The 14266-nt window shown below is 64.6% G+C and carries 16 protein-coding genes; 4 read left to right on the top strand and 12 right to left on the bottom strand.

Annotated features, from left to right (window positions below):
• Positions 1 to 102: 102 nt before the first annotated feature.
• From ACWDTI_RS12430 to ACWDTI_RS12420, 3 genes are all read right to left on the bottom strand, one after another.
• On the bottom strand, positions 103 to 1452 hold the full coding sequence (locus ACWDTI_RS12430) for a phenylacetate--CoA ligase family protein (protein ID WP_449738397.1): 1350 nt from the start codon (positions 1450 to 1452) through the stop codon (positions 103 to 105).
• Positions 1449 to 2342: an alpha/beta hydrolase gene (locus ACWDTI_RS12425; RefSeq protein WP_449738396.1), complete on the bottom strand. Its 894-nt coding sequence runs from the start codon at positions 2340 to 2342 to the stop codon at positions 1449 to 1451. Before ACWDTI_RS12425 ends, ACWDTI_RS12430 begins: the two co-directional genes overlap by 4 nt.
• 85 nt (positions 2343 to 2427) lie before the next feature.
• Positions 2428 to 2568: a hypothetical protein gene (locus ACWDTI_RS12420; protein ID WP_449738395.1), complete on the bottom strand. Its 141-nt coding sequence runs from the start codon at positions 2566 to 2568 to the stop codon at positions 2428 to 2430.
• Between the two features lie 229 nt (positions 2569 to 2797).
• Between ACWDTI_RS12420 and ACWDTI_RS12415 the strand changes: the two genes are divergently transcribed.
• Complete coding sequence (locus tag ACWDTI_RS12415) at positions 2798 to 4276, top strand: aldehyde dehydrogenase family protein (RefSeq protein WP_449738394.1); 1479 nt, start codon at positions 2798 to 2800, stop codon at positions 4274 to 4276.
• A 96-nt stretch (positions 4277 to 4372) separates the two neighbouring features.
• Here ACWDTI_RS12415 and ACWDTI_RS12410 read toward each other — a convergent pair whose 3' ends face one another.
• Positions 4373 to 5092, bottom strand: a complete 720-nt coding sequence (locus tag ACWDTI_RS12410) for a GntR family transcriptional regulator (protein WP_449738393.1) — start codon at positions 5090 to 5092, stop codon at positions 4373 to 4375.
• Between the two features lie 236 nt (positions 5093 to 5328).
• Complete coding sequence (locus tag ACWDTI_RS12405; protein WP_449738392.1) at positions 5329 to 6321, bottom strand: quinone oxidoreductase family protein; 993 nt, start codon at positions 6319 to 6321, stop codon at positions 5329 to 5331.
• A 245-nt stretch (positions 6322 to 6566) separates the two neighbouring features.
• On the opposite strand from ACWDTI_RS12405, the gene ACWDTI_RS12400 reads away from it, so the two are divergent.
• On the top strand, positions 6567 to 7292 hold the full coding sequence (locus ACWDTI_RS12400; protein WP_449738391.1) for an SDR family NAD(P)-dependent oxidoreductase: 726 nt from the start codon (positions 6567 to 6569) through the stop codon (positions 7290 to 7292).
• Between the two features lie 158 nt (positions 7293 to 7450).
• On the opposite strand, the gene ACWDTI_RS12395 is transcribed toward ACWDTI_RS12400, so the two are convergent.
• The 5 genes from ACWDTI_RS12395 to ACWDTI_RS12375 form a co-directional block, all read right to left on the bottom strand.
• Positions 7451 to 7975 (bottom strand): cupin domain-containing protein, encoded by a 525-nt coding sequence (locus ACWDTI_RS12395; protein WP_449738390.1) that lies wholly within the window; start codon positions 7973 to 7975, stop codon positions 7451 to 7453.
• Positions 7972 to 8445, bottom strand: coding sequence for a carboxymuconolactone decarboxylase family protein (locus tag ACWDTI_RS12390; RefSeq protein WP_449738389.1), 474 nt, complete (start codon positions 8443 to 8445; stop codon positions 7972 to 7974). Before ACWDTI_RS12390 ends, ACWDTI_RS12395 begins: the two co-directional genes overlap by 4 nt.
• A gap of 252 nt (positions 8446 to 8697) precedes the next feature.
• Entirely contained in the window at positions 8698 to 9111 is a 414-nt protein-coding gene (locus ACWDTI_RS12385; RefSeq protein WP_449738388.1) for a (R)-mandelonitrile lyase, read from the bottom strand.
• A 4-nt stretch (positions 9112 to 9115) separates the two neighbouring features.
• Positions 9116 to 9466: a carboxymuconolactone decarboxylase family protein gene (locus tag ACWDTI_RS12380; RefSeq protein WP_449738387.1), complete on the bottom strand. Its 351-nt coding sequence runs from the start codon at positions 9464 to 9466 to the stop codon at positions 9116 to 9118.
• Entirely contained in the window at positions 9456 to 10070 is a 615-nt protein-coding gene (locus ACWDTI_RS12375; RefSeq protein ID WP_449738386.1) for a TetR/AcrR family transcriptional regulator, read from the bottom strand. Before ACWDTI_RS12375 ends, ACWDTI_RS12380 begins: the two co-directional genes overlap by 11 nt.
• 112 nt (positions 10071 to 10182) lie before the next feature.
• On the opposite strand from ACWDTI_RS12375, the gene ACWDTI_RS12370 reads away from it, so the two are divergent.
• Both ACWDTI_RS12370 and ACWDTI_RS12365 read left to right on the top strand, forming a co-directional pair.
• Entirely contained in the window at positions 10183 to 11382 is a 1200-nt protein-coding gene (locus ACWDTI_RS12370) for an MFS transporter (RefSeq protein ID WP_449738385.1), read from the top strand.
• Positions 11383 to 11478: 96 nt separating this feature from the next.
• Positions 11479 to 12918: an MmgE/PrpD family protein gene (locus ACWDTI_RS12365; RefSeq protein ID WP_449738384.1), complete on the top strand. Its 1440-nt coding sequence runs from the start codon at positions 11479 to 11481 to the stop codon at positions 12916 to 12918.
• 21 nt (positions 12919 to 12939) lie between these two features.
• Here the strand turns inward: ACWDTI_RS12365 and ACWDTI_RS12360 are convergent, their stop codons facing one another.
• Together ACWDTI_RS12360 and ACWDTI_RS12355 are read right to left on the bottom strand one after the other, a co-directional pair.
• Positions 12940 to 13911 (bottom strand): alpha/beta fold hydrolase, encoded by a 972-nt coding sequence (locus tag ACWDTI_RS12360; protein ID WP_449738383.1) that lies wholly within the window; start codon positions 13909 to 13911, stop codon positions 12940 to 12942.
• Positions 13818 to 14201, bottom strand: a complete 384-nt coding sequence (locus ACWDTI_RS12355) for a helix-turn-helix transcriptional regulator (protein WP_449738382.1) — start codon at positions 14199 to 14201, stop codon at positions 13818 to 13820. Before ACWDTI_RS12355 ends, ACWDTI_RS12360 begins: the two co-directional genes overlap by 94 nt.
• Between the last annotated feature and the right edge of the window lie 65 nt (positions 14202 to 14266).

Here is a 14266-nt window from a genome sequence, read left to right as displayed (position 1 = left end):
GTGCCAGCTATAGGGGTATCGGCAGTAGCCGGATACGGTCGTCGTCGGTATTCTGTCGCGCGGAAGTTGCTGCGTCCCGTCGAAGGGTCGAAAGGGAGTAGCCTACTGGGAGGTCACCCGCTCGACCAGCGCCACCTTCACGTGATCCGGTCGCTGCAGAGTGCCGTCCGGCACGAGTTCCACAATCGTCTTGACGTTCAAGGCCGAACGGACACGGGACTCGATCGTCTGCTTGAGTTCCGCCTGGCCGGCGTCGTCAATCCCATCGGAATATTCGACGATAAGCGGTAGCGGGCGCTGCGTCGAGTGCCCTTCGAAATCGGCGCGAATCCGCATCTCACCGGTCGTTTCCGGCCGCATCTCGACGATGAGTTCCTTGACCGCGGACGGGAAGAGGTTGATGCCGCGGACGATCAGCATGTCGTCGGTGCGACCGACGCAGCGGACCGTGTATCCGGTGCGGCCGCAGGCGCATTCGGTGCCGGTGACCACCACATGGTCGCGGGTGCGAAAGCGCAGCAACGGCGACGCCTGGCGTTGGAGGGCGGTGTAGACCAACTCGCCGGTCGCGCCCTCGACCGGGGCGAGCACCTCACCGGAGTCCGGGTTGATCAGTTCGGCCACCATGAGATCGGGTGATAGGAAATGCATGCCGTTGCCGACCTCGCACTCACCCCAATACGTGCAGGCGATGTCGGTGCCGCCCAGCATCTCTCGCGACGTCGCACCCCACAGTGCCTCGATGCGGTCACGCACCGCGGGCAGACCGCCGCCGGGCTCGCCACCGACGCTGATCGCCCGCACGCCGAGTTCGTCGGCCGCCCGCCCCACAATCGTCGGCGCCTGTTCGGCCAGGTGGATCAGGAAGTTGGGGGTACCGATCATGGCATTCGGGCGTTGGTCGGCCTGCACCCGCAGGAGCCGATCGGTGCCGGCCTCGGCGCCGATGGGGATGTCGACGATGCCCATGTACTGCAGGATCTGGATGACCGGCAGCCCGCCGACGAATCCCTTGCTCATACCGAATGCGTGGAGCAGTCGATCGCCGGGCCGAAAGCCGTTGGCGTACAGGGCACGCGCCCCGAGTTCACACCAAGTCGTGATGTCGCTGCGGGTCAGGCCGACGTAGCTCGGGCTGCCGGTGGTGCCCGACGACGCCTGGATCTGCACGATGTCGGCGGCGTCGGCCGCGACATGAGCGCCCAATGGCGGTGTGGCCGCGAGACTGTCGCGGAGCTCCTGTTTCTCGGTGAACGGCAGGTCGGCGAGATCCTCGACGGTACGGACCTTGCCGGCGTCGACGCCGTGCTCGGCGAACTTGGTCCGGTAGAAGTCGCTGTGTGCATTGAGATAGTCGAGTTGCTCACGGAGGCGGGCGTTCTGGATCTGCGCGGCGTCGGCGGGCGAGGCGCCCTCGATCTCGCTCCACCAGGTAGCGGAGAAGGGTTTCATGGCGCCGTCCTTTCGGGATAGCTGAATCGGACGAAGCGTCGAAACGACTCGTACACCGTCGAATAGTGTGTCTCGTCCGGGACGACAGAACTCGAGAGACGCACGTGCCGCGATGGATTGCGCGCTGCGTCGTCGAGGAATCGCACAGTGTTGGAGGCGAGGATGCGATAGAGCTCGTAGGGCCCGGTCATCTCGAGTTCGCTGAGCGTGACGTAGAGGTCGAGTGGCCGGTCGGCGGCCAGGGCTCGCCACCGCTGCGTGATGGTGCTGTCGTCGGTGATCAGCGCTGGGCTTGCGGCGCAATAGGTCTCGAACAGCGCGCTGCCCGAGGTGAGTGCGTACAGGCTGAAGAGGCCGCCGAAGGAGTGGCCGAACAGCCCTATCTGTCGGGGGCTCACCGCGAATCGGTGCGCGATGTCCGGGTGGAGTTCCTGCTCCAGAAACTCCAGAAACCGATCCGCGCGTCCGTGCCGTGCCTGGTCCATGAACCGGGCAACACCCTCGGCCCCACCGAGTGCCTGGGCATACGACGGTGTCCGGACATGGCGTTCCAGCGCGGCCGGCACCGGCTCATCCGGTGGCACGAAGTCGCGGTTGCGGCGAGTCAGCGACGCAGCGAAGTCGTTGTCGGCGTAGCCGATTGTCACGAGTACGAATGGCGCGACGGGGCGGAGTCGATCACCCATGAGGGACATGGCCGCAGCCGTCGTCGATGCGGAGTTGGTGTGCGCATCGGCAGCATAGATGACCGGCAGATCGCCCCGGCGGCGCGCGGGTGCGGTGACAGCGATGGAGAAGCTGTCACCGACCGCGCGACTGTCGAACAGGAAGTGCTCGGTGGTGAAACCCAGCGAGTGGCCGACGATGTCGGCGCCGGTGGCGGCCGTCATCGTCGGATCACCCACTCACTCATCTCACCACTGAAGCATAATATTTAATTTGCCGCAAGGGTGCGATCGTGGCCGATGTCCTCCTTCAGACGGGCACGACCTCAATCGTGTTGCGACGCACCGGTTCGGTGGACATGGTGACCGCAGCTTCGCTGCCCGCGTACTTCGACAGATAACTCTGGTCGACCGCGGGATTCGTGGCGTCGTCCTGACCGTGAGCCGTCACCCTGACCTGCAACTCGTGTGTTGGACTGCGCCGGACGGGTCGGAGTCACATGAGCGGCTGCAGGCGTTGGCTGAGACGGTGCGCGAGCGGTGATGCGAGATAGTGCGACGGCGTCCACCGCGCAGCGATCTGCGTCACTATGCTTAGTGCATTATGTGATCCGACGATCTGCTGTTCGTGCCTCAACGAGGTGGGGACGCGGTTCGACTGGAACTAGTGGAGGTCAACCATGTACGACAGTTCGGTAGACGCATTGGTCAGTGATCTGATCGAACCGGGTTGTCTGCTCATCGACGGCCGGTGGACTGCTCCGAGGTCAGACGCGACGATCGCGGTCGTCGACCCGGCAACGGGCCTCGAGGTCGGTCGGATCCCCGACGGTGTCGCCGGCGACGTCGATGACGCCGTCGAGGCGGCCCGCCGCGCCTTCGACGATCAGCGGTGGCGCGGGCTGTCCGGAGCAGACCGCGGCCGACTGCTGTGGCGGGTTGCCGACCACCTCGAAGCCAACACCGATGAACTCGTCCGTCTGGAGACCACCGACGTCGGCATGCCGGTGTCGCAGGCGCGACTCATGCTCGGGGAGGCGGTCAAACAGTTCCGGTACTTCGCGGGCTGGGCCGACAAGATCGACGGCCGCAGCGTCGATGTCGGCTCGAACGATCTACGGTTCCTCGGCTACACGCTGCGTGAGCCCGTCGGGGTTGTCGGAATGATCGTGCCGTGGAACGCGCCGATGATCGCGATCGCGCAGAAGTTGGCGCCGGCGTTGGCCGCGGGGTGCTCGTGTGTGCTCAAGCCGTCGGAGGAAGCGTCGTTGAGTGCGTTGGCGATCGGGCGGGTCCTGCTCGACGCCGGGATTCCGGATGGGGTCGTCAACGTGGTCATCGGTCGCGGTGAGGTGGGGGCGGCAATCGCTGCGCATCCCGACATCGACAAGGTCAGCTTCACCGGCTCCACGGCGGTCGGGCGTCGCATCGTCGAGGCAGCAGCGGGGAACCTGAAGAAGTTGTCCCTCGAGCTCGGCGGTAAGTCACCGGTCATCGTGCTTCCGGATGCCGATGTGGCGCAGGCGATCCCCGGCATCTCGATCGGCATGTTCTGGAACAGTGGCCAGATCTGCACGGCCGGTACGCGTCTCTACGTTCATGCCGACGTCTATGACGATCTCGTTGCCGGGGTGGCCGAACACAGCGCGGCGTTCACCGTTGGTCGTGCCACCGATCCCGACGTCGACCTCGGACCTTTGATCTCCCAGCGCCAGCTTGATCGCGTATCGGGGTACGTGCAGAGTGGAATCGATTCGGGGGCCAAGGTTCTCACCGGCGGGCAGCGGCTGGGCGATGAGGGGTACTTTTACCCGCCCACGGTCCTGGCCGACGTCGATGAGTCGATGGCGGTGGTGCGTGAGGAGATCTTCGGCCCTGTGCTCGGGGCGATCCGGTTCTCCGATATCGGCGACGCCATCCGCCAGGCCAACGACTCCGAGTACGGTCTGGCCGGCAGCATCTGGACACGTGATGTCGGACAAGCGCATTCGATCGCGCGACAACTGAGGACCGGGCGTATCGGAATCAACGTCCACCGGGCGGGCGGGGTGCAGATGCCGGTCGGCGGTTACCGCCAGTCCGGGTGGGGACGCGAGAATGGACCGAATGCGCTCGAGGAGTACTTGGAGACGAAATCGGTGGTGACGGCGCTCGGTTGAGTCGTCGTCAAGTTCTGGCCGCACTTTCAGTGTCTGGCCGCACGTCTGACCCCAAGCCGGAAGCCGCAGGTGCGGCCAGAACCGAAACCAGACCCCTCAGGCCGACGTCTCCACATCGTCGGCCCACACACCCTGCTTCTCGAGCATCGCGACGAGTTCGTCGGCGCCGGACATGATGTGGTCGCGCATGAGGGCCGCGGCCGGCTTGGCGCGTCGCTTGCGCATGGCCTCGAGGATCTCCGGATGTGCGTGCATTGTGTCGTCGCTGTGGCCTTCGATCTCGTTGTAGAAGCGATTCGGCAGCTGCTTGACGATGCTGCGCAGCATCAGCGCCAACCGGCGCGAATTCGCGGCCAGATTGATCGTCCGGTGGAACTCGTGGCCGAGGGACACGATGGTGTCCGAGTCGGCCTTGTTGCGCACGGCCTCCTGGTGCTTGAGCATGACCTCTTCGAGGTAGTCCAACTGTGCGGTGCTGATCTGTTTGGCGGCGCGGCCGCAGAGCTCGGCGGCCAGTTCGGCCTGGGCCCAGAAGATATCCCGGACGTCCTGGCGACTGAACGCGGCGACGACAAATCCGCGGCGGGGCACCAGCTCCACGAAACCTTCGCCGCTCAGGAGTAAGAGCCCTTCGCGTACGGGCGTGTTGCTGACCCCGACCGCCTCGGCGATCGGTTCGGTCCGCAGGAAGTCGCCCGGTTTCACCCGCCCGGAGATGATGAGCTCGCGCACGTATCCGGCGACGTCCTCGGAAAGCTGCTGCTTGGGCGCGCCGACTCGCGGCAGTGATCCAGCCGAGAATGATTGCGTCGTCACAACCGGTCCTTTCAGCATCAAGTTCCGTACATTATGCCGCATTGCGCTCTCCTGAGACGGTCGGCGAGCTGTGAATCGGCCTGATGCCAACCCTCCGTGGATAGTATATTGTGCATTAGCTCACAGGGGAAGCGTCAGTTCTCGAATCCAACGACGGAAGGCCCACGAATGATCGACGCGGTGCTCGATCTCGAGCGGGTCGACGACGTCGGGTTGGCTGACGGCGGTGTCTACTATCAGCGCGGCAGCATCGTGAGAACGATCTTCCCGACTCCCTGAGCAGATCGCAAACGGGTGGTCACCTGCTGATGTTCGGTGACGTCGACGGTGCGGTCGATGACGGGGCGGATCATCCCGCGCGTGACCGCTGGGACGATCTCCGGTAGCAAACCTTCGATGATGCCGGCCATTTCGAGGTCACGGGTGAATCCGAACGACACACCGTGGACGGTGAGATGGCGGTAGGAGAGGTGGTCCAGATTGATGGTCGAGGTCGGTCCGGCCAGCCGCCCGATGTTGACCACATGCCCGTCATGAGCGGTCGCGGGTAGGCACTGGGCGAAGGTCTCACCGGCGACGTGATCCAGGACGATATCGACACCGCGCTGCTCCGTCGCGGCCAGAACCGCGTCGGTGAGGTCCTGCTCGCCGGTGACAATCACGGTGTCCGCCCCGGCGTGCGAGATCGCTGCACGCTTCGCGGCAGTTCGGGTGGTGGCGATGACCTGTGATGCACCAAGGGCTTTCGCCATCTGAACCCCGATCAAACCGATACTGCTGGAGGCGCCGGTGATCAAGACCGACTGCCCGCGCCGGAAACCGGCCACGGTCAGCGCCCCGTGTTCGGTGAGCAGACCGGTCGGCAGCGCACATGCGACTGATGCGTCGAGTCCTGGGGGCACGGGCAGGACGAATCGGCTATCCGCGACGACATAGTCGGCGAAGGAGGCAGGAATCGAACCCATTACCTCCTCGCCCACCCGCCAATCACGCACACCGGCCCCCAGCGCGACGACGGTACCGGCGTACTCGAATCCGGCGATGTACTCCTGGCCGCTTCCGCCGCGGGTCGGATCGGCACCGACGAGCATCGGTAGGTCGGCGTTGTTGGTCGCCACGGCCGCGGTGCGAATAAGGACTTCACCGGGGCCAGGTTGCGGAATGCTTGTTTCAGCGAGCACCCAGTGGGGTCCGCGACCGCCCATGAGCGCGCGCATCGTGTCAGCCATTGATGACTTCCTCCTCGTCATTGCAGCGTACGTGCTGCTCGTTGGTTCGTCACCGGATTTCGTCTCGTCAGCGATTCTACGAAGCCGGTGGATTGATGAATCATCCTGCTGCGAAGCAGATCTGAACCCGGGGCGTTGACAAGCACATAATATATTAAGTACCGTTGAGGCATCGCTAGGTCTGTCAACAGGCGTCCGGACGTCCGCGATCGTACTGACTGTTGTGAAATGAGAGAAGGCACGAGATGGATGTGGGCTTCGATGGCAAGGTTGCCGTGGTCACCGGCGCGACCGGTGGGATGGGAAGCGAGGTCTGTCGGCGCCTGGAGGCGGCAGGAGCGGCTGTGGTCGGTATCGACGTCACCGCCACGTCGGACGCAGCGCAGACCGTGGTCCAGTGCGACATCGCCAACCCGGCAGCGGTGCGTGAGGCCGCGTCGAACATCATCAAAGATGCTGGGCGCGTTGACTTCCTGGTGAACGCGGCAGGAGTGGTCAGTACGACCCGGCCCGTCGAGACCATCTCCGACGACGAATGGAACCTCCTGTTCGGCGTCAACGTCAATGGCGCCTTCCACTGGATTCGCGAGGTGGTGCCGGGAATGAAGGAACGCGAGTTCGGCAAGATCGTCAATGTCTCGTCGCGCGCGGGCCGGACACTGGCGAACTTCGCCGGGGCGCACTACTCGGCGTCCAAGGCCGCGATTCTCGGTCTGACTCGGCAGGTCGCACTCGAGGTCGCGCCCCACAACGTATACGTGAATGCGATAGCGCCGGGACTCGTGAACACCCCCATGCTGTCGGGATCGGTCGAGGAAGCCCGCGTCGAGGAGTTCAGACAGCAGACTCCGCTTCGACGAATCGGAACGCCGACCAACATCGCCGATCTCGTCCTGTTCCTCCTGTCGCCGGCGTCTGACTACATCACCGGCGCGACAGTCGATATCAACGGTGGAGATCTCATTCTCTGACCTGGTAACGATCTCCGGCCGTCGTCAGTGCCTCGACCGGGCGCGCAACGCCGCGGTCTCTGGCGCGTCCACGGTGAGTGACTCCGGATCCGTCGAACCGAACTGCAGCCGCCGTGCGGCCGTTCCGGCTGTATGCACCCCAATCACCTCTTCCGGGGTTACGGCGTGGCGCCCACCATCACCGTCGCGATGAGGACGGGTTCGTCCGTGCGATTGCGCCACGCGTGGACGGTCCCGCGCTGGACCAGGCTGTCGCCGGGATGCAACACCACTTCCTCGGTCTCGAGCACGGCGATCAGCTCGCCACGGATCACGGTGACCACATCGACCGTGGCGGTCGCGTGCCCGCCGACCAGACCCGAGGCGCCGCCCGCCACGGCGGCCTCGCCGTAGGTCTGTGCCATGGTACGGGCGTACTCGTCGGGATCCATGTTGTCGTTCGGGGCCACCCAGCACAGCCGATAGACGAGGCCGCCGAGCGGTGGCGCCGCCACGCCCTCGCTCAAGCCGTCCTCGTCGCCCATCGACGGTGGCAGCGACGACATTCGCCAGATGTCCATGACCTGAGAACCGTCGGGTCGTGGTGCCACCGTGTCGGTGGCCGCGTCGGAGACGACCGTCGACCGTCCCTGGCCGTCGGTACCGGTCACCACCCGACGCACCACGGGGAGCTGCTGAGTCATGCGTTCTCACAACCGTTCTGGGTGTCGTTCTCGGAATCCAGTTGGGCCAGAACACCGCCGGCCACCCGGAAGGCGGACATGCCGGCGGGCATGCCGGCATACACCGCGGCCTGCAAGAGTGCTTCCCGGATCTCGGTCCGGGTAGCCCCGTTGGTGACTGCCGCGCGCACGTGGCCGGCGAGTTCACTCTCGCGGCCGAGTGCGGCCAGTATGCCCAGATTGATCAGGCTACGCTCGCGGCGGGTGAGACCGGGCCGCGACCAGATTGCCCCCCAGGCATGTTCGGTGACGAGCTCCTGCATCGGCAGACTGAAGTCGTCGGCCGTGCTGAACGCGGCGTCGACGTACTCGTCTCCGACGATCTCGCGGCGAATCCGCAGGCCGTCCTCGAAATGCCTTCCGCGGGCAGAATCATCGAGTTCGTGAAGCGCTGCGTGACCGTGGTCCGTGTTCTCGGGGCTCAAGCCCATCAGTCTTCTCATTCCAGTCGCAGAAGCTTCTCGCGGGATGAAACGGGGCCACCGGAGCGGTGGATGTGTCCCACGCCACATCTACTATATATCATGCACTATTCTTGCAAGGGCTCCTTGTGACGGGTTCTCGTCACGACGCGAGCAATGCACGGGGTCCCGCTGAGGTGGTTTACGTGGCCGGTCGTAGCCTGGTTGATCGCGGCGGTCCAGGCGGGGTATCGGCTAGCCCCGGAAATGAAGGGACACAATCTAGTTACGGTAGGCGCGCTCCGCGCCGTACTGATCCGGCGTGACCGCTTCCAGCCAGGTGGTTTCCGGGGTGTCGGTGCCATCGCCCTCCCAGATGGCGATGTGTTCCATGAACTGCTCCTCGGTCGCGCCGTGCCAGTGTTCCTCGCCGGGCGGGCAGGTGATCGTCTCGCCCGGGCGGGCGGCGAACACGACGCCGTCGCGGGTGCCCACCAACGCGGTGCCGGCGACGACGTGCAGCGTCTGCCCCATGATGTGGTGGTGCCAGAAGGTGTGCGCGCCCGGCGAGAACCGGACCAGATTGGTACGAACGCGTGAGGGCTCGGCGCCCGCGTAGATGACGTTGAACCAGACGTCGCCGGTGAACATGGTGTCTGGTCCCTTGGCGGTGGGGGCGGGGGTGATGAATTCCATTGTCTCAGTTCTCCTGATCGGTGGTGGTTGTCTCGAAGAGGTTCTTCGCGACGGTCATGGCGGACATCCCGTTCGGCCAGCCGGTGTAGAAGGAAAGGTGCAGGATTGCTTCCTTGAGTTCGTCCTCGGTGACGCCGTTCTGTCGCGCGAAGTCGAGATGGAAGGTGAGCTGTTCCGGCTTGCCCATGGCGATCAGCGCGGCAACCGTGATCAGGCTGCGGTGATGTTTGGACAATCCCTCACGTTCCCAGACCTCGTCGAACAGGACCCGGTCGGTGTAGTGGACCATCCCCGGTGCGAAATCACCGAAGGTGCGTTGTCCGCCTGTCCATCCGGATTGCTTGTCATCGGTCATGGTGTTTCTCCTTCTCTGTGGTCGGCGCGCCTATGCGCAGTGCCGCCTGGATGACGCCGGCTCTTCTTCGGTCGCCGTCTGATTCGTTGTCGGTCTCGGTGATCATGCGGGCGACCTGGGGCATCGCCGCCCAATATCCGGCCAACGAGACCAGCAGGATGTGCAGCACGTCGGCCGGGATCGCATCGTCGAGCACGCCCGCCGCCTGCCCCTGGGCGAACGCCGCCGTCGTCTGCCGGTAGCCGGCCCGCCGCAATGACTCGTCGGGGACCTCTGCGGTATAGGTGAGGCCCTCCCACAGGAGTAGTCGGATGAGTTCCGGATGTACCCGGTGATAGTCGAACAGCCTGCCGGCGAAGGCGCCGACCGATTCCGGTGTGGTGAACTCGATGGGCACCTCGTCGACCACCGCCGCCAATGCGTCGCGGAGTACGCGTGCGAACAGTTCCGGCTTTCCGCCGAAGTAGTTGTAGATGCGCTCCTTGTTCACCCCGGCGGTCTTCGCTATGCGTTCGATAGTGGTCCCATCGGGTCCGTGTGCCGCGAATTGCGTTGTTGCAGCGTCCAGTATCCGTTGTTTGGTTGCTTCAGTGTCCCAGGCCATCCGTGTTCTCACCGCGATCCGATCAAGGGGTTGCCTCTTGGCTGAATCGAGCATAGCATAACTCCAACGGAAGCGTTGGAACATAATACTTAATGTTAACGAAGGACCGACAGTGAATGATGTGACAGTCGACGCGCCGCAGGCCCGAGGCATCTCGCGCGGAATGACCCTGCTGTTCGCCTTCGCCGGCGGTGCCGCGGTAGGGAATCTGTACTGGGCGCAGCCGCTGCTCGACTCGATCGCCGAGTCGTTCGGAACGACGGTGGGCGTCGCATCCCTGGTCGTGACCGCAACCCAGGTGGGTTATGCGTGCGGAATCTTCTTCCTGGTTCCCCTCGGCGACGTCGTCAACCGGAAACGGGTGATTCCGGTGCTGCTGCTGTCGACCGCAGCAGCGCTCGTCGCCACCGGGGTGTCGCCGACATTTCCCGCTCTGATCGCGGCCGTTTCGGTACTGGGGGTGACGACGGTCGCCGGACAGTTCCTCACCCCGCTGGCCGGCGATCTCGCATCGGATGAACAGCGCGGACGCGTACTCACCTCGGTCGCATCGGGCTTGATGCTCGGCCTGTTGTTGGCGCGGGCGATCAGTGGCATCGTCGCCGATCTGTTCGGTTGGCGGGTCATCTATTTCGGAGCTGCCGCCCTCGCCGTGGTACTGGCCGCGGCGTTGTGGAGATTGCTCCCGGAGACCGCGCCACGGGCACGGGTGCGGTACGGCACGCTGTTGGTGTCCACGCTACGGACCGTTGCCGACCATGCGCAGGTGCGCGTGATGATGCTGCTCGGTGCACTGACGATGTGTGTGTTCACGATGTTCTGGACCGGCTTGACCTTCCTGCTTTCAGCGGCTCCATACTCGTACTCCACTGGCACGATCGGACTTGTCAGCCTGGTCGGTGTCGGCGGGGCGGTGGCGGCGCAACAGTCGGGGCGACTCTACGATCGCGGGCTCTCGCTGGTGGGAATCGGTGCAGGGTTTCTGACGGCGCTGATTGCGTTGGTGCTCTTTGCTTTCGGGAAAGGTTCGATCGTCGCCGTGCTCGTGGTGATCGCGCTGTTCTCGGTCGGCTCGCAGGTGGTGCAGGTGCTGATCCAGGCGCGGATGCTGTCGGTCGATCCGCAGGCGAGGAGCCGGCTGAACACGGTCTTCATCGTCGCCAACTTCATCGGTGGAGCCATCGGCGGGGCACTGGCGGGCGGGTTCTGGCAGTGGGGCGGTTCCGCTGTCCTGATCGTCGCCGAGGTGGGAGTGGTCCTCGTGGCGATTCTCGTGTGGTTCACGCAGTGGCGGCAGCGGCGATCGGTATAGCCAGCCTCTTCCCGAAGGCCATAGAATATATTATGCTTGACCACGTCCGCGCGTCATGTCGACTCGCTTGCCGTGCTTGTCTCAAGGAGAATCGTCATGGATGACACCATCATCGAGCGTCTCGCTCGGTTCAGTGCGGAGACCGCACTCGCCGATGTGCCGGAAGATGTTGTGCACGAATCGAAGCGACTGCTGTTGGACTCGATCGGCGTGGCCGTCGCGGGTACCCGGCATCCCAAGGGCGAGATCGGAATCCGATTCGGTCTGCGCACCGGCGGTACCGCTCCCGAAGCGACGATCATCGGTACAGGTGAACGGGCGTCGATCTTCGGGGCTGCGTTCGCGAACGGCGAGTTGATCAACGCCCTCGACATGGACGCCGTGCTGCCACCCGGACACGTCACCCCGTACACGCTGCCCGGCGCCCTGGCGGCCGCGGAGTATTCCGGAGCGAGCGGAGCCGAGCTCCTCGTGGCGATCGCCGTCTCGCACGAGATGAGCTACCGACTGGGCAAAGCCGTTGACTACGTGCGTGATCGAAAAGCGGACGGCACTGTTGGGCTGGCGCCCGTCATCGGATACAGCCTCACCACCTTCGGCGCCACCGCAGCGATCCAGCGTCTACTCGGGCATCAGCAACAGACGATCGTCGACGGTCTGGGGATAGCGGGAATCACCGCCCCGGTGAACAGTCAGCGAGAGTGGTTCGCGCATGCACCGAGCTCGACGTTGAAGTACCTGAGCGCGGGCGTGCTCGCACAGCAGGCCATGAACTCTGCCCACCTCGCCGAGTACGGACACCGCGGCGACAAATGGGTGCTCGACGATCACGAGTTCGGGTTCCGGCGTTTCATCGGTACCTCGCGGTGGGAGCCGGCGGGCATCACCGACGGGCTCGGCGAGAAGTGGGGGTTCCCGGGTGAGACGAGTTATAAGCCGTACCCGCACTGCCGGATTCTGCATGCGCCGCTGGACGCCCTGACATCGATCGTCGCCGAGCACGGAATCCGGCCCGAGGCCATCGACTCGATCCGGGTGTTCGGCGAGGCCTGGGTCTTCGAACCGGTGTGGCAGAACAACGAGATCGACCTCCTGCACGACGCTCAGTTCAGCATCGCGCACGGCCTGGCGGTGGGCGCCCACAACGTCATGCCCAGGAGGGCTTGGCAGGACCCGGATGTCGTGTTCTCGGACTCGGTGATGCGGCTGCTGCCGAAGGTTCGATACGAGGCACACCCCGATTGGGCGTCGAATCTGGCGGGTAATCCGGCTGCGCGGCCCACCCGCGTGGAGGTTGTCGCGAACGGGCAGACCTTTGTGCAGGAACGCAGTTTCCCGAAAGGCAGTCCGTCGCCCGACCCGGACACCTATCTGACCGACGACGAGCTGATCGCCAAGTTCCGAGACAATGTATCCGGGATCGTGTCCGACGAGACCGCCGAGGACATCGTCACGCGAGTGTTCTCGCTTCAGGACGCCGAGAGCGTGGGCGAGATTCTCGCCGCGACCAGGCCTGCAGCGGTGGCCGTGGCGTGATCGGTGGCCGTCGCGAATGCTTTATTCGGGACGGCCACAAACGGTTTCGTCATCGAGCGAAGCCGTGAAGGCTGTTAGGCGCGTGGTGAACGATGCGTTATCGTCACCGGTGATCATGTGATCGGAGTCGACCTCGGCCACGTCCAGATGCGGGATGGCTTGCCGGAGTGAGTCAAATCGCCTCCGAGGAGACCACGCCGATCGTCGACCACGAACAAGGAGCGCCGGTACGGTCACCTTCTCGGCCGCGCGCTGCGCGCGAGCGCCATCGTCCTCGGCGACGTCATCGCCGTAGGTGAGAAACCTTGGGTCCCAGTGCCAGTACCATCTGCCGTCGGGCCGCTGACGGAGATTCTTCGACAGTCCGCGTGGATCGCGGCCGGTGCTCGTACGGCCACGAAATGCGTCGATGGCGGCTCCGGCCGCCGCCAATGACTCGAATCCGCTGCTTGTTTCGCGAAAGAACGATTGGATACGGTGGACCTCTGCCGGATCGCTTCGCGCAGCGACGTCGGCAAGTACCAGCCCACTGACCGCCACCTTCCGTTCGCCGACCGCGGTCAGGGCGGTCCGTCCGCCGAGCGAGGCGCCGACGATGATGGGAGGCCGTCGCGGGGCGATGGTGTGGATGACCGCGGTGAGGTCGTCGACGAAGCCGTCGAGTCGATAGCCTGGGGCCCAGTCGCTGTCGCCGTGCCCGCGCGCGTCCATGGTCACGGTGGTCCAGCCGTGCGTACTCAATGACTCAGCCGCGCGGGCCCACGCGTGGCGTGTCTGTCCTCCGCCGTGCAGGAAGATGATGTATCCGGGTTCGCTCGATTTCGATGTGTCCGAGCGTGTTTCGACAACAATGCGATTGTCGTGTGATCCCACGACTTCGATGATGCGGGTGTCGGTGTTCACCGGCTTGCTTGCTTCGCGGTGGCAGATGGCAGCTCCCCGAATCGGTCTCGGTACTGTTGAGCGAATCTGCCGGAGTGGTAGAACCCCCATTTGGCTGCCACGTCGGTGACGGAATCCGAACCGGACTCCAGTTCGGCTCGCACACGTTCCAACCTGGCATTGCGCACATACACCAGCGGCGAAACACCAACGGCCGCTTGAAAGCGCTTCTGCAGCGCCCGAACTCCGACGCCGGCGACCCGGGCGAGATCGGCCGCGGTCAGGTCATCGTCGAGGTGGGTATCGATGTACTCGACGACCTCACGGATAGGGGTGCGACTCGAGCTGTGCGTCGTGGACGTGACTGCGCCGGTGAGCTGGTGGGGTACCGCGGTGAGCAATTGCAGGACGGCGTGACGTCGAGGCGGAAGTCGAGAAGTTTGGCGCCTCGCGGGTTCATCGTGCA

It is taken from the genome of Gordonia sp. NPDC003424 (assembly GCF_053588655.1).
This window is presented reverse-complemented; position numbering and strand designations above follow the sequence as displayed.